This window comes from Cupriavidus oxalaticus, assembly GCF_016894385.1.
In the GTDB taxonomy this organism is placed as follows: Bacteria; Pseudomonadota; Gammaproteobacteria; order Burkholderiales; family Burkholderiaceae; genus Cupriavidus; species Cupriavidus oxalaticus.
Genome location: NZ_CP069811.1, coordinates 2,370,409 through 2,390,523, shown reverse-complemented (window position 1 = coordinate 2,390,523; position 20,115 = coordinate 2,370,409). Strand labels below are relative to the sequence as shown.

General features: G+C 62.8%; 14 protein-coding genes. 10 read left to right on the top strand and 4 right to left on the bottom strand.

Annotated elements, in window-relative coordinates:
• Positions 1-132 precede the first annotated feature (132 nt).
• Positions 133-2,433 (bottom strand): M23 family metallopeptidase, encoded by a 2,301-nt coding sequence (locus JTE92_RS10365; RefSeq protein WP_063237286.1) that lies wholly within the window; start codon positions 2,431-2,433, stop codon positions 133-135.
• Between the two features lie 8 nt (positions 2,434-2,441).
• Entirely contained in the window at positions 2,442-4,784 is a 2,343-nt protein-coding gene (locus JTE92_RS10360) for a type VI secretion system Vgr family protein (RefSeq protein ID WP_063237285.1), read from the bottom strand.
• 470 nt (positions 4,785-5,254) lie between these two features.
• Between JTE92_RS10360 and treF the strand changes: the two genes are divergently transcribed.
• Positions 5,255-6,997: an alpha,alpha-trehalase TreF gene (gene treF, locus JTE92_RS10355; protein WP_063237284.1), complete on the top strand. Its 1,743-nt coding sequence runs from the start codon at positions 5,255-5,257 to the stop codon at positions 6,995-6,997.
• Positions 6,998-7,135: 138 nt separating this feature from the next.
• The gene (locus tag JTE92_RS10350) at positions 7,136-8,722 is read left to right on the top strand and encodes an arylsulfatase (RefSeq protein ID WP_116386905.1); all 1,587 of its coding nucleotides are present in this window, start codon (positions 7,136-7,138) and stop codon (positions 8,720-8,722) included.
• A gap of 247 nt (positions 8,723-8,969) precedes the next feature.
• On the opposite strand, the gene JTE92_RS10340 is transcribed toward JTE92_RS10350, so the two are convergent.
• Complete coding sequence (locus JTE92_RS10340; protein ID WP_084254442.1) at positions 8,970-9,911, bottom strand: LysR family transcriptional regulator; 942 nt, start codon at positions 9,909-9,911, stop codon at positions 8,970-8,972.
• 367 nt (positions 9,912-10,278) lie between these two features.
• On the opposite strand from JTE92_RS10340, the gene JTE92_RS10335 reads away from it, so the two are divergent.
• Together JTE92_RS10335 and JTE92_RS10330 are read left to right on the top strand one after the other, a co-directional pair.
• The gene (locus JTE92_RS10335; protein WP_063237282.1) at positions 10,279-11,880 is read left to right on the top strand and encodes a sulfatase family protein; all 1,602 of its coding nucleotides are present in this window, start codon (positions 10,279-10,281) and stop codon (positions 11,878-11,880) included.
• A gap of 260 nt (positions 11,881-12,140) precedes the next feature.
• Entirely contained in the window at positions 12,141-12,986 is an 846-nt protein-coding gene (locus JTE92_RS10330; RefSeq protein WP_169834798.1) for a Bug family tripartite tricarboxylate transporter substrate binding protein, read from the top strand.
• A 163-nt stretch (positions 12,987-13,149) separates the two neighbouring features.
• Here the strand turns inward: JTE92_RS10330 and JTE92_RS10325 are convergent, their stop codons facing one another.
• Positions 13,150-13,863, bottom strand: coding sequence for a TetR/AcrR family transcriptional regulator (locus tag JTE92_RS10325; RefSeq protein WP_063237280.1), 714 nt, complete (start codon positions 13,861-13,863; stop codon positions 13,150-13,152).
• A 218-nt stretch (positions 13,864-14,081) separates the two neighbouring features.
• Here JTE92_RS10325 and JTE92_RS10320 point away from each other — a divergent pair, with 218 nt between their 5' ends.
• Genes JTE92_RS10320 through JTE92_RS10300 form a run of 6 tightly spaced genes read left to right on the top strand, consistent with a single transcriptional unit; the run spans position 14,082 to position 20,033 of the window.
• On the top strand, positions 14,082-15,362 hold the full coding sequence (locus tag JTE92_RS10320; protein ID WP_371136910.1) for an alpha/beta fold hydrolase: 1,281 nt from the start codon (positions 14,082-14,084) through the stop codon (positions 15,360-15,362).
• A 47-nt stretch (positions 15,363-15,409) separates the two neighbouring features.
• Positions 15,410-16,066 (top strand): VOC family protein, encoded by a 657-nt coding sequence (locus JTE92_RS10315; RefSeq protein ID WP_084254441.1) that lies wholly within the window; start codon positions 15,410-15,412, stop codon positions 16,064-16,066.
• Positions 16,063-16,335, top strand: coding sequence for a hypothetical protein (locus tag JTE92_RS30390; RefSeq protein WP_084254440.1), 273 nt, complete (start codon positions 16,063-16,065; stop codon positions 16,333-16,335). The genes JTE92_RS10315 and JTE92_RS30390 overlap by 4 nt, the downstream gene beginning before the upstream one ends.
• Positions 16,336-16,350: 15 nt before the next feature.
• A complete protein-coding gene (locus tag JTE92_RS10310; RefSeq protein WP_063237278.1) occupies positions 16,351-18,048 on the top strand; it encodes an AMP-binding protein in 1,698 nt (565 codons plus the stop codon).
• 58 nt (positions 18,049-18,106) lie between these two features.
• The gene (locus tag JTE92_RS10305; RefSeq protein ID WP_063237277.1) at positions 18,107-18,865 is read left to right on the top strand and encodes a maleate cis-trans isomerase family protein; all 759 of its coding nucleotides are present in this window, start codon (positions 18,107-18,109) and stop codon (positions 18,863-18,865) included.
• Between the two features lie 10 nt (positions 18,866-18,875).
• A complete protein-coding gene (locus tag JTE92_RS10300) occupies positions 18,876-20,033 on the top strand; it encodes an FAD-dependent monooxygenase (RefSeq protein ID WP_063237276.1) in 1,158 nt (385 codons plus the stop codon).
• Positions 20,034-20,115: the final 82 nt, after the last annotated feature.

The window sequence follows — 20,115 nt, the reverse complement described above, 5'->3', positions numbered from 1 at the left end:
TTACGAGATGCGTTGTTTTTCTGCCAGATGACAAAGCCGCGCGTTCTCTGGTATCGGAAACCGGGCTCGCGATTGCGAATGCCACACAAAGCAGAATTTGTAGGGATGTGGCTAGCTTGTACAACGATCGAGTCACCACGGGCGCCTCCGCGTAAAGTCATCGGGTACCTCATGAATAGCTCCATTTGCACTCGAAAATTGCGGTGTGTCACACAGGATGACTAGTGCATTGGCGTAGACGCGGTAGCGTTCTGTCATGTTGTTGATTTCGAAGTTGCCGTAGACAGCTGCGGGAATGTTGACGATGGCAGCGGTGCGGCGCGCTGTCTCATTGCTGTAGTAGACCCTTCTTCCGGTCGAAGTATTGACGACGATACGCACATTCTGACTTTCCTTGTCGGCGAATAAAGATGCTGTTTCTGTTCTATGTTTGCCGTCCAGGTGGTACTTCGTCCAGTAAAACCCGGCACTTTGCGAAGCTTCGTCATCGCTCTCTTCGAGGCTATTCCGCCATCCTTGCAACTGTTGCACGGACGATCTTTCTGGTGATCTACCACGCCATCGGAAATAGTTGTAGTAATTGTTGTCGCCGCGGTTGAGGTTTCCACGGGGATTTGTAAGTTGCAGGAAACCTCTGCCATACCACCCGCGATGTAGATTCGCATCCCTTCCATAATTCTCACGGAAGTCCCTCAGCCATGAGGTTTCTACTATCGCGTTTTGAAAAAAAGCTGCCATTCTGAGCGCTGAGTTGATGCCATATTTCCGAAGAGAGATATTTAAAGCATGCCGATTGAGATCAATAAATCTATTGGTCTTGGCAATGACCTCTACCTCTTCCCAATCATAACCTTCGCTCGTCTTGCGAATCGAATAGGTCGGAAGCAGTTGCTGCAGTTCAGCCTTGCTGAGCCACTTACATTTCCTGAAATGACTGATAAACTCCTTTGGGTTAAAGTGCCAATGGTCAGCGTCGATGCCGGGGTTTGCCTCTTCCCAGAACGCCAGTGCCCTGTGATGACGCTCGAAGCGGTCATATGCCTCTGTCGTCAGCGGGCACGACAAGGCCTCATGAGGCGACTTGAGCCAACCCCAGCGCGAAGCGATATTGTTCTTCTCCCATTCGGTGGGAAACCTGCAGATCGTTTTTCGCAGCCGCTTCTGAACAAGTTCTTTCGATAGCTGAGCGACAGCTTCCTTGTGGCTGACGACGTTATTCCCGTCCTTGTCCAGCCAGCGCCGCAGCGTCGCAGAGTTGCAGAGACTGTCCGGCGTCTTGTCATCGTCGACCAATGTCCATCCCATCCAGTGCGGGAAGTCGGCGTCGGAGAAGCTGAGCACCTTGTTGCTGTGCAGATTGACATAACCCTGCATGACGGCGGGAGGCGCATCCGGGTTGGCGGGGTCGATACGTGGCGCATTGATTCGGACCCATAGTGGCGCATTCACTGGAGCAAGGGCGTCCGGGCCGATCACCCGACCGAAGCGCAGCAACTCATAGCCAGCGCTTGGGCACATCGGGTATGCCTTGGTTGCGATACCGTGCATCTGGTACTCAAAGTTCTCCGAGCAAAGCGGCTTGCCAACTTCTTCGAAGTTGCCTGAACCGAGCGGCACCTCGCGATACGTGTGAACGTAGCGGGCACCATGCTTGTCGGCAGCGCTTTCTGGCTGCAGGCGAATCCGTACGTAAAGCGGTTCAGTCACCGTTGCTACCGGCTCGGCGGTGTGCGTGGCATTGGCCGCTTCGCTTGCATAGAGCAATATGGGCAAGTCGGTGCTGGCGGTAATCTTGAAATGCGCATCCCCATAAAGGGCGTCGGTGCGAGCGGCCTTCAGCGTATCAAGCCGACCCGAGTCACGGCCGACCAGTCGCTTCAGGTTCGTGCTATCGCAAATGATTTCGAAGTGAATGCAATCCGGCGTGCCATAGATCTTGCCTGCCGTGCCGATCTTGTCTTTGCGGAAGACGCGCTTGTCCTTTCCGAAGGTGTCGAGGAAGTGCTTGTCGATGTCCGACAAGTGAAGGTAGATGGAGAAAAACGTCACCTTGCCGTTGTTCCCTTCTCCGATCTCGGTCTCATGCTGGATGACGACACATCCGTCGTCGGTCCACTCCCCGCGATACATCAGCGCATGGTTTTTGTCGCTGACTTCCGGCTGGGGTTTGCGCAGATAGACAATGATGCCGTCGGCGATGGTTCGAACCGGAAGGGCCTGGCGGCTGCCTGCCGGCTTTGCCGTCAAGTGAATGCCGCCGTGCCAGCCGAGAGAGTGGCTGAGAGGAAAGCCACCAGCGCCCGGCTTGCCGCCCTCCATCGCGCAATTCATCCACTCGCCATCAGCGAATGTGCTGTCCATCACTTTGTCGATGTCGGTGACATCACCGGCGCCTTCTGCCGCGCCAGGTAGGAAGGGGGGACTGATCAGCATGATGATGGTCAGAGCGAAACAGGAAAATCGCCGTTGGGTTGTGCGAGGCCAGTCGGCATGCTGGGGAGCCGGAAGCCCAATTCCTTGGGCCCAGGCAGACTGTGGGCACTCGCATGCGCTCTCCAGGTGCCCGGCGTGCCGTGTTCGATCCCGACGGCATTGATGCGGATGTAGCTGCCGCCGGCGTTGAGCAGGATTTCCTTCTTCGCCGTGATCTCGATTCGATCCTGCGCGCTGATCAACCGCAGCACTTTCTGCGCAATGATTTCGATGTCATCGCTCTGTGCCTGGATTTCGATCTTTCCCTTTGCGGCAAAGAGCCGCATGCCGGCGTTGCGCGCGAACAGCACTATTTTTTCGGCGGCGCTGGCCAGCCAGCTCTTGCCAGTGGCAATCGACAGGTGGCTGCCAGTCGTGATGGCGGTATGCCGGCCGCTATGCAGGTGAATATCCTCCGCCGCGGTTGCCGCGATGCCGCAAGGGCTAGCCAGCGCAAGATGCGATTCGGAAAATTCGCCTTGTTTGCCACGGCCTTTCAGCGTGTCGTGCTGCGCCTTGAGCGCGCTGGCAACATCGGCCTGCTGCCCGTCCTGCGCGCGCTGATGGTCGGCGGCTTTGGCCAGCGCATGCTGCAGTTCCTGCGCGGCCGCGAGCCGCTGCAGCGTTTCGCCGATGTCCTTGTGGTAGCTGACAGCCTCGGCACGGATCTCCGTGGTCAGCAGCAGGCCGGAGCCACCGCGTACCGCGCCCCAGCCATCGGTGCGCAGCTCGAATCCTTCGCCGCGCTTCTCACGCCGGCCCTCGGCGTCGGGAATGCGCGTGAGGTAGCCCAGGCCAAGCATCGATGCCTGGTGGTCGCTGCCTAGCTGGGTCTGGATCTCGCCCTGCGTGTCGTCCTGCACGAAGGTGTTGTGCCGCTCGCCGAACAACTCCTTGCTGCGAATGCCGGACAGCGCATGCTGGCCCGGCAACACCCAGGGTGGCAGGTTGAGCCGGTTCGGCATCCGGCCGGTGATGATCGGGGAGTCGGGATCGCCATGCAGGAAATCGACGATGACTTCCTGCCCGATCCGCGGGATATGCGTCGCGCCGAACCGGTCGCCCTGCCAGGCCTGCGAAACGCGGATCCAGCAGGAGCTGTTGGCATCGCGCCGGCCGATGCGGTCCCAGTGCAGCTGGACCTTGACGCGGCCGTATTCGTCGACCCATAGCGCCTCGTTCTCGGGCCCGACCACCGTGGCGGTCTGCGGGCCATGGGTACGCGGCTTGGTGCGCAGGCGCTCGGGCCGAAAGATCTCAGTGGCTGGCTGCGCCTGGAACGCGGCTTCGCAGCGCCACCGCTGGCCCTCGCCGGAGGCCTCGGCGACGTCTTCGAGCACCAGGGTGGTATCGAACACCAGGTATTCGCGGTTGGCGGCGGCTTGTGCGAACCCGGCAAGCGTAAAGGTGCAGCCCGGCACCACGGCGCGCACGTTGCCCTGGCCCGCGACCCGGCTGCCGTGCTGGCGGATCGTCTCCATGCGGATGCGCGACAGCATGTCGCCCTCGCGCCATGGGTCGTTGCCGGTGGCCGGCTGGGCATGGTCGCCGGGGTATTCGTAGACCTCGCCCTCGGCATGTGCGGTGTCGCGCGGGTCTTCCGTGGCCACCGACAGGTCGGCACGAGGCTTGACGAAATCGTAGTCGGTGCTGGTCCATTTGCCTGATACCAACTGGTCCCGCACGTGGAACGCATGCAGGTGCTCGGCATCCGCACGATCCGCCGAAGGCCGCCAGCTCAGCGTATGGTAGGCGGGACTGGCGAAGCGGCGGAAGGCACCATTGCCGTCGCTCAGTACCAGGCGATGATGGCCGCGGCTGTGCTCAAAAAAATACGAAATGCCCCATTCCTGCGTCAGGCGCTCGAAGAACGCGAAGTCGGTCTCGCCGTATTGGACCTGGTATTCGCGTGTCGGATAGCGGGCGACGTCGAGGCGATTGTCGACGGGGAACGGGTAATCGGCGAGCAGCTCCTGCAGGATGTCGACAACGCTCTTTTGCTGGAAGATCTTGAAGTCCGAGGTCAGCGTTGCCAGGAACAGCCACGGGCGCAGCGTCAGGCGGTAGATGATGTGGCGCCCGTCAGGCTGTGGCCCTTCGACCCGGGTCACGATGCCGGTGATCTCGCGCGTGCCGGCACCCGTGCCGTCGAGTTCGATCTCCAGTGTGAGTTCGTTGCCCTGCATCGCTGCCAACTCGAGATTGGCGGCGGGGCCGTACACCGTGTGCCGTTCGTCAGGTGTCTTGATGTCGACCGCATAGGTGAACAAGCGGTTCAGTCCCTCGTTGCCCTCGACGCGGGCAACGGTCATCGCGGTGTGGCCGAGGATCTGTGGCAGAAAATCGCCGCGCAGGAGGACAGTGCGGGAAGAACCCAAAGGCAAGCGATTACCCATGCAATAGCACTCCACGGAGTTCGGCCGCGGAATTCTGGAGACAGGGTTTGGTGGATGTGCTGGCACGCAATGATCATGCGTGCAGCGCGCCCCTTCGCGGCGGTCACGGACGATGATAGAAACGATCGTGCCGCGCTCTCAATCGGACGAATCTGAGAACTGTCGGGGAATCTGCTGCTTTGGGAGGAGCGCTGCGTGCGCAGCGGCGCAGGACATCCACCCGGCGCGGATCTGCCTGCCGAGGCTTGCCCGGCAGGAGCCCCGAGGCCACAGCGGCTGAGTTCGCTGCACTGCACCGAAGGCCGCAGCGCCGACGGGCGAACTTCGCGGCGCCGGGCGGCTCCTAACGTCATGAGCCGCCATCGCGCAGAGGCAGGCGCAGGACCATGGAAAACAATGACGAACGCCGCGCTACGAGCGCGGGTGCCTATACGGTGCCGCGCAATGATCCGGCCACGCCCGATGGTGCCGGCGCAGTCTCCGGCGCAGTCGCCGCGCCAGCCAAGGTCCACGCGGTGGCTCATCCGCCGCTGGCCTCGCATCGCGAGTGCCCGCTGCCGCATGCCTTGGCGAGCTGTCCGCAGGCCGATACGCTGTCGCCGGCGGTACGCTACGGCGAGTTGTTCGTCGATGTCCAGCACAGCGGCCTGTTCGCCGACAGCAAGACCTTTCCGGACTGCATTCCCGGCTGCGACCCCGAACGGATCGTCGCGAGCTATCGCCAATCCCGCATCGAGCCCGGCTTCTGCCTGGCCGACTTCGTGCAGGCGCACTTCACGCGCGCAATCGTGCCGGACAGCCACTATGTCTCCGATCCGGCCCACACGCTGCGCGAACACATCGACGGCCTGTGGCCGGTGCTGACGCGCGAGCCGGTTGCGCATCCGCCGCTGTCGTCGCTGCTGCCGCTGCCGCATCGGTATGTGGTGCCAGGCGGGCGCTTCGGCGAGCTGTACTACTGGGACTCCTACTTCACCATGGTCGGGCTGGCCGCAAGCGGGCGCGGCGACCTGCTGCTGGAAATGGCGCGCAACTTCGCCTACCTGATCGACACCTACGGGCTGGTGCCCAACGGCACGCGCAACTACTACCTGAGTCGCTCGCAGCCGCCCGTATTTGCGCTGATGGTCGACCTGCTCGAGCGCGAACAGGTCGCCAGCGCGCGCGACTTCCTGCCGCAGCTTCGGCGCGAGTACGAGTTCTGGATGGACGGCGCCCAGGCCCTGTGTCCGGGCTGCGCCCACCGGCGCGCGCTCTGCCTGCCCGACGGCGCTGTGCTCAACCGCTACTGGGACGACCGGCCTTGCCCGCGCGAGGAAGCCTTCCTGGAAGACGTGCAGACCGCCGAGCGCAGCGGCCGGCCACATCACCTGGTGTTCCGCGACCTGCGCGCCGCCGCCGAATCGGGCTGGGATTTCAGTTCCCGCTGGCTCGACTTGCCGCTGGCGGGGCACCCGGCGGATCTCGCCACCATCCGCACCACCGCGGTCCTGCCTGTCGATCTCAATGCCTTGCTGTGGCACCTGGAAATGCGCCTCGCTACATTGTGCGGGCAGGCCGGCGATGCCGATGCCGACCACTTCCTTGCCGCCGCGCAGCGGCGCGAAGCCGCCATCCGGCAATACATGTGGGACGCCGCCGCCGGCATCTTCGTCGACTACGACTGGTGCCGCGGAACGCAGCGGCCATGCCTGACCGCGGCCACGATGATGCCGCTATATCTCGGTCTGGCCCGCGCGGAGGAGGCCGCCGCCATTGCGCGCGCAGTGGACGCGCGCCTGATCGATGCCGGCGGACTGGCCACCACGGAACTCACCTCCGGCCAGCAGTGGGACCATCCCAACGGCTGGGCGCCGCTGCAATGGCTTGCGGTGCGCGGCCTGGCCCGCTATGGCCACGACGGCCTGGCGCGCGACATCGCGCAGCGCTGGCTGGCCACGGTCGCCGGTCTCTATGCGAGGGAATGCAAGCTGGTGGAAAAATACCGCATCGAGGCCACCGGCGAACGGGCCAGGGGTGGCGGAGGCGGCGAGTATCCGCTGCAGGACGGGTTCGGGTGGACCAACGGCGTAGCCAGTGCGCTGATGGCGCTGTATGGGGACTTGCCGGCGACGTGCCTGAACGCCTAGCGCTCGCTCGTCGGGCCCACCACTGTCGACATGGTTGAAATCACTTGCAAAGAAAAGTCATTTCTGTTTCCCCTGGTCGTCTGCAAGGATGGTTGTACGGGCGGTACGTGGTGCCGCCGTGATCCTATTGGGGGCGGCATGTTCACTTCAGTTCGAGGCTGGCTCAGCAAGGCGTGGTGGGCGCAGGCCGCGCTGGTAGCGCTGCTGGTGCTGGGCATGGCGCCTTCTGCGCAGGGCCAGGCCGAGGGCAGGAAGCCCAATATCCTCATTATCTGGGGCGATGACATCGGCTATTGGAACATCAGCGCCTATAACCAGGGCATGATGGGCTACAAGACGCCCAATATCGACCGTATCGCGAAGGAGGGCGCGCTGTTCACCGACTGGTACGGCCAGCAAAGCTGCACCGCCGGCCGCGCTTCGTTCATCACGGGGCAGGTCGGCTTTCGCACGGGGATGCTCAAGGTAGGATTGCCCGGCGCCAGGGAAGGACTCCAGGCGCGCGATATCACCATCGCCGAAATGCTCAAAGCCAGGGGCTACAAGACGGGCCAGTTCGGAAAAAACCACCTTGGCGACCTCGACGAACATCTGCCGACGGCGCACGGCTTTGACGAATTCTTCGGCTCGCTCTACCACCTCAATGCCGAAGACGAACCCGAGCATCCGGACTATTTCAAGAATCCCGAACTGCGCAAGCGCTATGCGACGCGCGGCGTGATCCACAGCTGGGCCAACCCGGGCGGTGCGCAGAAGATAGTGAGCACCGGTCCGCTGGACAAGAAGCGCATGGAGACGGTGGATGAGGAGGTCACCCGGGAAGCCATGCGCTTCATGGAAGAATCCAAGAACGAAGGCAAGCCGTTCTTCCTGTGGTGGAACTCGACCCGCATGCATATCTGGACGCGGCTGAAGGCGCAATCGCAGGGCAAGACGGGCCTGGGCATCTACCCGGACGGCATGGTCGAACACGATGCCATGGTCGGGCAGTTGCTTGACAAGCTGAAGCAGCTTGGCCTCGAAGACAATACCATCGTGATGTATTCGACCGACAACGGCGCCGAGAAATTTACCTGGCCGGACGGCGGCCAGTCACCCTTCCGCGGCGAGAAGAACACCAACTGGGAGGGCGGCTACCGCGTGCCATGCGCCATCCGCTGGCCCGGCGTGATCCAGCCCGGCACGGTACTGAACGATATCTTCGCGCACGAGGACATGTTCCCCACGTTGCTCGCGGCCGCAGGCGAGCCTGACGCCAAGGAGAAGCTGCTGAAGGGAACCAGAGTGGGGGGTAAAAGCGCCAAGGTCCACCTGGACGGATACAACCTCACCGATGCCCTTGCCGGAAAATCGCCAAGTCCAAGGCATGAGTTCTTCTACTTCAACGACGATGGCTCACTGGTCGGCCTGCGCTACGACCAGTGGAAGATCGTGTTTGCCGAGCAGCGCGAGCATGGCATGAATGTCTGGCAGGAACCGTTCGTTCCGTTGCGGTTGCCCAAGCTTTTCAACCTGCGCTCCGATCCTTTCGAAACCGCGGACCATGAAGCCATGGACTACGAGCGTTGGCGTGTGGAACACCTGTTCGTGATGGTGCCGGCGCAACAGTACGTCGGGCAGTTCCTGTCGACCTTCAAGGCGTTTCCGCCCAGCCAGAAGCCGGGCAGCTTCAGCATTGACCAGGCCTTGTCGGCGCTGCAGAACGGCGCGCAAGGCAGCCGGTAACGGCCACCCGGCATGCCGATGTCGCCGGTACGGAAGTCGCCGCCGGTAGTGAAGGCATCGGCGTTGGCGTCTGGCTTGTACCAGTAGCCGCGCATGACCTGCGGCCCCTTGGCGCAGACTTCGCCCGCGGTGAAGGCGGGTCGGTCGGCGTGCCGGCGCAGCGCCGTGTCGAACAGCGCGGTCAGCGAGTGCGGCGTGTCCGCATCGATCGTGGCGGAAATGCCGCCATAGCCGCGAGCCAGGCCGCTTAACGTTGGTAAGTCTGTGCAGCGCGCGCACCCGCCTGGCGCAGTCGCTCAATGACCGTATCCGCCGCGGGCGACAAGACCCGCTTGGCGTGTCGCACCACACCAACAGGCGGCAGCCTCATGTCCAGGTTCAAAGGTAGGAATCGGATCAGGCCTAGTTGGGCGTCGGCATGCAGGATCTCAACCGGGAACGGACAGATCATGTCCGTCTGCAGCATGAGCGAGCGCATGACCAGGAATGAAGTGGTTTCGACCGGATTGGGCGGCAGTCCTTGTCCGGTTGTGCGGAACATGCTTTCCAGCGCCGCCCGCGTATGCGTGCCTGGCGGTGGCAGTATCCACTGAAGGCCCATCAGGTCGCCTAGCCGCAGGCGGCGTTTGCCCACTAGCGGATGCGCCGCGCGCACGCCTATGCGAAAGGTCGACTCGTACAGCACCTCCGTGAGTAGGTCCGCGTCGTCTCCCGGCCAGAAGCGGCCTACCAGCATGTCGATCCGGCCTGTCTTCAATTCCTCGAACATGCTATCCGAATTGCCCTCTATGACCCGGACGGTAATGCGCGGCGCGTTGGCGGCCAATGATGTCAACGCCTCGGGGAGCAGCCATGGCGTGGCAACTGGCAGCGCCCCGACCGTCACATGGCCAGCGCCTCCGGAGTGCCAGAGGCCTAGCTCTTCTTCCACATCCCGAAGTTCAGCAAGTACAAGCCGTGCACGCCTGCACAAGATCAGCCCGGTGTCGGTCAGCACGCTACCTCCGCTGCTCCGGCTCACCAGCACTTCCCCCACGGCTTGTTCCATCTGTCTCAGTGCTTTGGTTGCGGCCGGCTGGCTGATATGAAGTGCATCTGCCGCACCTAGAAGTGAGCCGGTATCGGCGATGCCGATGAGCAGCCGCAACTGGCTGAGCTTGAGGCGGTGGGCTAAAGGTGAGTGGTTCATGTGTGGCGAGCAGGAATCGATATAACCGAAGGTTATACAGATTGGAATTTATTTCAATCGTTTATTTATTGCCCCATCTCTATACTCGCTCCGCAAGCAACACATCAAATTCATCGAACAACGATAGCGGAGATCATGCATGCTCCCTGCACCAGGATTGGTGGGCCTTACATCGGCACTCGAGATTTTTGAGTTCGTCGGTGGAAGACATGTCCACCTGCGGTCAGGCCGCACGTTCCGGCCGGTTGACCAATGTGCGATTGAGGCAAGTTGCACCGCGAGATGAGCTTCTGGGTGCCATGTCAGCCCGAGTGGTTCTACTGCTACGCGGGACTTGTGGTGCATGCATTGCTAAAAGAGACCTGCCATGCCTTCCAAACCAAACTTCCTACTCATCACAACCGACCAGCAGCGTGCCGATCATCTCGGCTGCTATGGCAATGTCCGTATCCGCACCCCCCACATTGACTCGCTTGCCGTCAGGGGCCGCCGCTTTGACCGCTTCTATGTAGCAACCGGGGTCTGCATGGCGAACCGCGCTTCGCTGATGACGGGGCGGATGCCATCCCTGCACGGTACGCGCTGCAATGGCATTCCTCTTGCCCGCAACAGCACCACCTTTGTTGACCTGTTGCGCGATGCCGGTTACTACACAGGCCTGGTCGGCAAATGCCATTTGCAGAACATGACCGACATGCCGCCGGAAGAGCCTCGCGACCCGGTGCCTGCAGGGCTGCAGGCACCGCCGCCGGCGCTTGCTGATGCTGTGACGGGTCGCTGGGGCGAAGGCGGCTATGACATGGAGCTGCTGCGCAAATGGCGCCAGGATCCGGCGCATCGCGTGCAGACACCTTATTACGGCTTCGATCACGTGGACCTGTGCACGATGCATGGGGACATGGTCGAAGGCGACTATGCGCGATGGCTGCGGCAAGTCGCTGGTGATATCGATCAGCTCCGCGGGCCAAAGAATGCGCTGCCGGACAGCCGCTATACCGCGCCCCAGGCGTATCGGACCCGTGTGCCGGAGGAACAGTATCCCAGTGCCTGGGTCGGCGATAGGGCGGAGGCTTTCCTTGAGCAAGCTGCACGGGGTGATCGACCATTCTTCCTGCACTGTTCGTTTGCTGACCCGCATCACCCCTTTACACCGCCAGGCAAATACTGGGATATGTACGATCCGGACGACATGGTGTTGCCGGCATCTTTCTACCAGGCGGAGGATTCGCTGTTTGCACCGGTAGCCGCCTTGCACAACGAACGTGCGCAGGGCAGGGGGCGTATCCATTCCACAGTCAGCTTCGCGGCCAGGGAGCGCGAGGCGAAAGAAGCCCTGGCACTCACGTACGGAATGATCAGCATGATCGACGACGTGGTGGGAAGACTGATGGCAGGGTTGCGGGCGCTGGGTATGGACCGGAATACGGTCGTAGCGTTCACCAGCGATCATGGCGATTTCATGGGCGACCACGGGCTGTTGCTCAAGTCTGCGCTGCATTATCAGAGCCTAATCCGCGTGCCGTTTATCTGGGCAGATCCGTACCGCGATACTGAAGGCGCAGCGACCGATGCACTGGCAGGAACGATCGATATTCCGGCTACTGTCCTGGCGCGCGCAAAGCTTGCGCCGTTCCATGGCATGCAGGGCCGCAGCCTGCTTGGGCTGATCGACGGTCAACACGCCGGCGTGCGTGACGCAGTGCTGGTGGAGGAAGACGGACATGCGCCAACATTTGGCCTGGACAAGCCGGTTCGAGCCCGTACGGTGGTAACCGCCTCACACCGATTGACGCTGTATGACCAACCTGGATGGGCGGAGCTCTATGACCTGCGTAATGACCCGAATGAGTTGGTCAACTTGTTCGAGGATCCCCGGCATGCAAAGGTGCGCGCGCAGATGTTTGAAGTGATGGCGCGTGAGTTGATGCTGGCCGATGACAGGGCGCCGTTTCCGTTGGGGAGAGCCTAGCGCCAGTGGAAGTATTGTTGACGTGCTCTTACAAAGTGGCAGAGACCACCAGAGCTCTGCCTGTTGAACCGGAGAAAAAAGTGCCCCCCAAAACTTACATGAGGCGGCAGTATGCCGTCAGCAGCAGTCCGCTGCGCCGGCTGATGCTTGTGGCCATGGCAACCGTTGGGTTCAGCGGACTTGGGATCGCATCGGCGCACGCTGACCCGTTTCCAGCCAAGCCTATTACGTTGATTGTTCCTGCCGTTGCAGGAGGTGCCATGGATGGCATCGCCCGGTTAGTTGCTCAGCGCCTGGGCACGCGCCTGGGTCAGCCGGTGGTGGTCGACTCCAAGCCCGGAGCAGGAGGAACGGTCGGAATGATGCTTGCCGCCAAAGCGCCAGCAGACGGGCATACGTTGGTGATTGCGGCCGACTCCTACCTCACAGTGACGCCGCGCCTCATGCCGGCTGGCGCGTTTCAGCCAACCAACGCCTTGATGCCGGTGGTCGAGTTGGGGTCGTCGCCAATGGTGCTGGTCGTCAATCCGTCGCTGGGCGTACGGACACTTCCGGAATACCTCGCAAAAGTCCGGGGGCGGCCTGGGACGGTGACATATGGCTCAGCGGGCTCTGGCTCGCCTCATCATCTCTTCATGGCAATGCTGGACCAGCAACTCGGACTTAAACAGGTCCACGTTCCATATAAGGGGGGCGCCCAAGCCTTTGCTGACCTGCTGGGTGGGCATGTAGACAGCATGTTCATAGTAATGAGCACCGCTGAGCCCTACATCAAAAGCGGCAAAGTGATAGCGCTGGGAGTGTCAGGATCCAGACGATTGGCGGAGCAACCTAACGTGCCGGCAATCGGAGAAATTGCCCCCGGCTATGAAAGCGAATTCTGGTTTGCGATCCTCGCGCCGAAGGGCACGCCGCCTGCAGTCGTCACGCGCCTAAACCGGGAAATTGGAGCAGTGCTGGCCGAAGCCAAGGTGACCCAAGGCATGCAGGCAATTGGCGTTACGCCCGCAAGTGGCGGAACGCCCGATGCATTAGTGCAAAAGCTGAGGCAAGAGGATGCGAAGATGGACAAGTTGATCCGCTCGATCGGCCTCAAGCCCGAATAGGCCTCACCGCGGCGGAAACCTACCAGCCGCCGAGGTGGGGCACGGCTGGACGAATGCTGGCACCACGTTGGTGACTTGCTGCAATCTAGGTCCTCAGCGTGGACGCCAGGCAGTCTTCAGGACTTCCCAACCGGGGAGCATGTATTGTCCGACCCCTTGCCTCTCACTCATGCCGGCCCGTCTTGCCCGCTGCCGACGAGTCCAGGCTGCGCTCCAGCAGTGTCAGGTCGTCGCGCAGGAGTTGAAGTATGGCAGCCGGCCCGGCTCGGTCGAGCTTGCGGCTCGAGGGCAGTTCCACTGAGCCCAATGCCATGTCGGCAATCTGGCGTGCCACTTCACCCATGGAAACTTGCCCGGATGGATTGAACCACCACGCGGTCCAGTTGCACATGCCGATGATCGAGAACGCAGCGACCTTGGCATCCATGACGCGGAACTTCCCCTGGTCGATACCGGATTCAATGGCCTGCCGGAACTGAGCTAGCACGGCGCGCCGGGATTGCTCGGCCAGCTTGCGCTGCTTTGGCGGCAGGTTGTTCTCATTGCGCTCCACCACCCTGAACTGCAACGGGTGGGACAGGATCAGCATCGCGTGACGCATGACCAGGTGGCGCAGGATGCCGGAAGGCGTGCGCATGGCTTCGGGGATTGCCTCGGTAGCCAGGTCGGCGGCGGTGCGCGTCACCGCGGTGGTCAGTTCCTCAAGAATCGCTTCCTTGCTCTTGAAGTAGTAGTACAGGGCCGGGCGGCTCAATCCCACGGCGTCGGCGATGTCGTTCAGTCCGGTGCCGTCAAAACCGCGCTCGATGAACAGGCGGGTCGCCACTTCCAGGATCGAGTCCCGCAGCGCATCGCTCTTCGTCTGTGCCTTCGCCATAGATTGTCATTCGGATTTTCGACGCAGGCGTCGAGAAGCTCATCACGATAAACAAAAAGTCGGCTGGACGCCAGTTCCGGATCGGCATCTTGGCGGTCCTGGCTGCTGCCGTCTCATGCTTAGTACGTAACTTTCTCCGCTAGTTTCAACGCGCTCGAAAAAAATTTTACGTATGTGTCAAAAAATCGACTATGCTGTAAAAAACGGAGTGAATGACGATGACAAGCAAGACGCCTCCCAGCGCTTCGCCCGCGCTTTCAGGCCCTATTGCGGGCTTTCTCAACACGGACTGGAATCCGCGTGACGTGCCTCCCGGCACCGTGACGCGCAACGTCGTGCTGCGCACCGAGGATGGTGCGGCCACGGGTGGCTCGCTCTATGCCGCAGGCCAGCCGGATACCGTGGTTTGCATCATGCATCCACGTGAGTTCATGGCTTGCCACTACCTGATTCCCGACATCGTAGAAGCGGGCTATGCAGCGTGGTCGCAGTCCCCGCGTTCAGTGGGGAACGACCAGCGCCTGGAACATGAATTTGCGCTGTACGACGTGGCGGCCGGTGTGCGCTACCTGCGTGAAGCGGGCTTTCGCCGCATCGTGCTGCTGGGCAATTCGGGAGGCAGCGGGTTGTATGCCCTGTACGTTCAGCAATCGAATGCCGCGCCCGAAGCGCGTATCGGCCGGACGCCCGGCGGCCGCGCCACGAATCTTGCGTCGGCGCTGCTGCCGGCGGTGGATGGCGTCGTGTTTGTCGCGCCACACCCCGGCCAGGGCGTGCTGCTGCAGGGCTGCATCGATCCTGCTGTGGCCGACGAGCGCGACCCGCTGTCTGTCGACGCGGCGCTCGATGCATTCTCCGCAGCCAATGGCTTTGCACCGGCCCCTGAGTCCTCCAGCTATCGTGCCGACTTTGTCGCGCGCTATCGCGCCGCGCAGATGGCACGGGTGCAGCGCCTCGACGAACTGGCCAGGACGATGATTGCCGAGCGCATGGACGCTCGTGCCGAAGTGAAGCGCAATCCCGGTTCCGTCAGCGATGCCATCCGGCGCCGCGCCGCCCATACCCAGCTCTTCACCGTCTGGCGCACCGATGCCGACCTGCGCTGCTTCGACCTGTCGCTCGATCCGTCGGACCGCAAGTACGGCTCGCTCTGGGGCGCGGACCCGTTTGCATCCAACTACGGTTCAGTCGGCTTCGCGCGCGTGTGCTCGCCCGAAAGCTGGTTGTCGACGTGGTCAGGCCTGTCGTCGAACGCCGCGCTGTCCCGTACGGCCCCGGCCATTCACCAGCCCACGCTGCTGATCGAATACACGGCGGACCAGGCCTGCTTCCCGAGCGTCATCGCGGACATCTTTCACGGCATTGCAAGCACTGACAAGCAGCACCACCGCGTTCGCGGCGACCACCACGGCCGCGCGCTGGCCAAAGGCGAGGAACCCGGCCGCTACGCGGCGGGACGCCTGCTGCAGACATGGCTGCGCGAGACCTTCCCGCAATAGCGCACCCGACACACACACACGACCCATTCCGATCCGGAGACACAACGATGCATGCAAGGACCGCCCCGTCCGACGCCGCCGCGCCACTGCGACTGCACGGCGTCGACCATACCGCCCGGCCCACCTGGCGCCTGAAGGAAACCGTCACGTTCTATCGCGACATCCTGGGCCTGCCGCTGATCCACACGATCTCGGCGCGCGGCTGGGGGCCTTCGACGCACCCCGACTTCCTGCACTTCTTCTTCGACAGCGGCAAGGGCAGCACGATCGCGTTCTTCTATTACCTCGGCAGTGACGAGCCCGAAGCGCTCGCCAGCCGCGACAGCCGGCCGCCGCTCCCGGACGACCACGTGTTCGACGCCACCCACACTGCCTGGCTGGTCGATACGCAAGAAGAATTACTGGCATGGAAGACGCGCCTGGAAGCGCGCGGCGTGGTGGTGTCCGCCGAAACTGCGCATGAGGTGATCGAGTCGATCTACTTCCGCGACCCGAACGGCTATTTCATCGAGATCACGCGCAAGCTGCGGCCGCTGGCGGCGCTCGATGCGCGCGACGCCGATGCGACGCTCGCCGCGGCCATCGAACTGGAGGACGAAGCCCGTGCCACGCAAGCGCGCGTGACGTCGATCGACGATATCTGGGTGCGCAAGGCAGAGCTCCTCGGCCGCCGCCTGAACCTGGACCAGGAGTGTCACGCATGAGCCAGTCCGCCCTGCGCATCTTTGTGCTGAACGTGCCCGAGTTCGCCTCACTGACGGAAGCGGCGCGCAGCCTGCCGGCATGCCGCCTCAGCGACCTTGGTGACTACACCGTGATCGCTTCCGATGAGCCGGTCGAGTTCGGGCGCCGCGCCCTTGGCCTGAAGCCCGCGGTCTGGTACGGCCTCTTCACTGGCGGGCTCGACGGCAGGATCGAACGATTCGACCGCGATATCGTGCGCATCGTGCCGCGCAATGCCGCGGTGGCATGAACGCCGGAGACCATCATGACCGGTATTCATTTTCCGATTGAGGGCGTGGCGTACTGTCCGCCTGCCGACGCGGCGCGGTACTTCGCAAGCGGCGCATGGGTCGACGACACGCTCGGCGGCGCACTGCGCAAGACCGCCCGGCGAGTGCCGCACCAGCCGGCGTTCATCAGCGACGAGCGTTCGATCACCTTCGCCGAACTCGACGCGCGCAGCGAGCGCCTCGGCGCCGCGCTGCATCGGCTCGGTCTTCGGCCCGGCGATCGTGCCATCTTCCAGATGGGGACCACGATCGACACCGTCATCGCGCTGATGGGTTGCTACAAGGCTGGCGTTGTTCCGGTGTGCGCGGTGCCGCAGTACCGTGAAGTCGAGATCGGACAGCTTTCGGCGCTGTCCGAGCCGCGCGCCTATTTCGTGCAAGCCGATTTCAGTGCGTTCGACCTGACCGGCTTCGCTCGCGGCATGGCGCAGCGCTATCCGTCGATCCGGCATCTGATCGTCGCGCGTGGCGTCAGTTCCGCCGCACAGGGCCCGCTCGCCGAACACGGCATGGATGCACTGATCGATACGATCTCTTACGAACAGGCCATCGAGGTGCTGGCCGGTGTCCTCATCGGCAGCGAGGACGTGCTCAGCTTCCAGTTGTCCGGCGGCACGACCGGCGTACCGAAGATCATTCCGCGCTTCCACGCCGAGTACACCGGCCATGCGCTGGCCAGCATGCGCCAGCTCGGCCAGACCGCGCAAAGCCGCCTGATCTGGTCGCTGCCGCTGCTGCACAATGCCGGCCAGCTCTACGTGCTGGTACCGGCCGTGGCCGGCGGCATGACCTCGGTGCTGATGCCGCGCGTCGACATCCAGCGCATGCTCGAACTGATCGCGGAGCACCGCGTCACGCACGGCATGTCGATCGGGCCGGTCGCGCCGCAGATGATCGCGTACCAGGACATTGCGCAGCACGATCTTTCATCGCTGGAACTGTTCGGCACGATGACGCGTGCCGACGCGCTCGAAGCGCATCTCGGCGTACCGTGCTTCAACCTGTTCGGCACGACGGAAGGACTGCTGCTTGGCGCCGGCGCGCGCTTTCCCGCCACGATGCGGCATCGCACCCAGGGCTTCTCCGGTTGCCCCGATGACGATCTCCGCCTGCTGGTACCCGGCACGGACGAGGCAGCAGCGCCGGGAACGCCGGGCGAGCTCTGCTTTCGCGGCCCGTCCAGCCTGCGCGGCTACTACAAGGCACCGGAGGCCACCGCGCAGTCACTGACCGCGGATGGATTCGTGCGCTCCGGCGACCTCATGACCGAGCACGTGGTCGACGGCTACCGCTGCTTCGCGTTTGAAGGCCGCCTGCGCGACAACGTGAACCGCGGCGGCGAAAAGATTGGCTCGGAAGAAGTGGAGGCGTACGTCAGCCGGCATCCCGCCGTCGCGGACGCCAAGCTCGTCGCGATGCCGGATCCGCTGTACGGCGAGAAGGGTTGCATCTACATGATCCTGCGCGCGGGCCATGTGGCGCCAGATGTCACCGAGCTGGCCGGGTTCCTGGTGGCGCAGGGCCTGGCGAAGTTCAAGTGTCCCGAGCGTATCGAAGTGGTCGTGGAGTTTCCGGTAACCCGGGTCGGCAAGGTCGACAAGGCCGCGCTGCGGGCCATGGTCGCGCGCCAGCTCGAAATGGAAGCCACCGAATCGGGGAGGAAGTCGGCATGACCTGCACAGACGCCGTAGCACACCAGCACCCCCCATCATCCCATCAAGGCTGACCAGCATGAACAGTCGTACCTACCGTATCGGGCAGATCGTGCCCAGCTCCAACACGACGATGGAGACCGAGATTCCCGCCATGCTGCGCGCACGGGAACAGATCCTGCCGGAACGTTTCACTTTCCATTCGAGCCGCATGCGCATGCATCGCGTGGTACGCGAAGAACTGGAAGCCATGAACCGCGAGGGACTGCGCTGTGCCGCCGAACTGGCCGATGCGCGCGTCGACGTGATGAGCACGGCCTGCCTGGTTGCCATCATGGCGATGGGCCCCGGCTATCACCGACAGGTGGAGCAGGACCTGCTGCGCGTGGCGCGCGAGAACCACTGCAATGCGCCGGTCATGACGTCGGCCGGCGCGCTCGTGACGGGCCTGAAGTCAATGGGCGCGCGCCGCATTGCGTTGATGGCCCCTTACATGAAGCCTCTGACCGAGGCCGTGGTCCGGTACATCGAGCATGAAGGCATTGAAGTGCTGGATGCGTTGTCGTTCGAGATCCCCGACAACCTCGAAGTCGGCCGACGCAATCCCATGCAGTTGCTGGAAGACGTCAGGCGCCTGAACACCGCCAATGCCGACGTCGTCGTGCTGTCGGCCTGCGTGCAGATGCCATCCCTGCCGGCCATCCAGGCCGCGCAGGACGCCATCGGCCTGCCGGTCACGTCCACCGCTGTCTGCACGGTGGGCCAGATGCTGGAGCACCTGGATCTGGCTCCCATCGTTCCCAATGCCGGCGCGGCCCTGGCGCCGGCACGCAAGTAAGAGGCTTACCATGAATGTCGTCGTCATCGGAGGCGGCCCCGCCGGCCTGTACTTCCCCCTGCTGCTCAAGCAGCGCCATCCTGAAGACCGTATCGTCGTACACGAGCGCAACGAAGCGGGCGCCACGTATGGCTGGGGTGTCGTGTTCTCCGACATCGCGCTGTCGTTCCTGCAGGACGCCGATCGGGCGTTCTTCCGGAAATTCACCGCGCATCATCAGCGTTGCGACTATATGGAGGTGACCCACCAAGGGGTGCGGGTACCGCTGCGCAACAACCACTTCTCGCGCACGTCGCGCATTGACCTGTTGCGCGTGCTGCAGGAAGCATGTGCCGAAGCGGGCGTCGAGATTGTCTACGGCAGCCGCGTGAGCGATCCGGCCGAACTGGCGGATGCCGACATCATCGTGGCAGCGGACGGTATCAACAGTGAGGTAAGAACCCGGCTGGCGGAGCATTTCCAGCCAAGCTTCGAGGTGCGCCGCAACAAGTTCGCCTGGTACGGCACCCATCAACTGTTTCACCCGGTCTCGCTGATCTTCCGGGAGACCGGATACGGGGTGTTCATCGCCCATGCGTACCAGTACAGCGACACATTATCGACCTTCCTGGTGGAAGTGGATCCCGACACCTGGCAGCGCGCGGGCCTTGACACCGCTACTGAAGATGAGAGCCGTGCATTCTGCGAACAGGTCTTCGCGCGAGACTTGGGCGGGCAATCCCTGCTGGGGAACAGATCGAACTGGTTCCAGGCGAGCGTGGTGCGCAACGAACACTGGTCACATGGCAAGGTGGTATTGCTGGGCGACGCGCTGCGTAGCGTGCATTTCTCGCTAGGCTCCGGCACCCGCATGGCTATGCAGGATGCAATCGCGCTGTGCGAGGCCGTCTGCGCACATCGGGACGACGTGCAGGCTGCGTTCCGGACGTTCGAGGACAGCCGGCGCGACGCTTCGGCAAAGTTCCAGGACGCGGCGCGCCGCAGCCTCGATTGGTACGAGTCGGTCGAAAGCAAGATGCACCTCGATCCGGTGGCGTTTGCCTACGACTACATGCTGCGCACGGGCAGGGTCACGCATGAAGACCTGTGCCAGCGCGACGCGGAGTTTATCGCCCGAGTGGAAGCCGGTGGCTACCACGATTCCGTTGACGCACCAGCTGCGGCATAGCCGTACACCTACGAGAGATTCTCGCAAAACTCTCTGTATCAGCACAAGCCGCAGCATAGCGGCTGTGCGCTGACCATCCCAG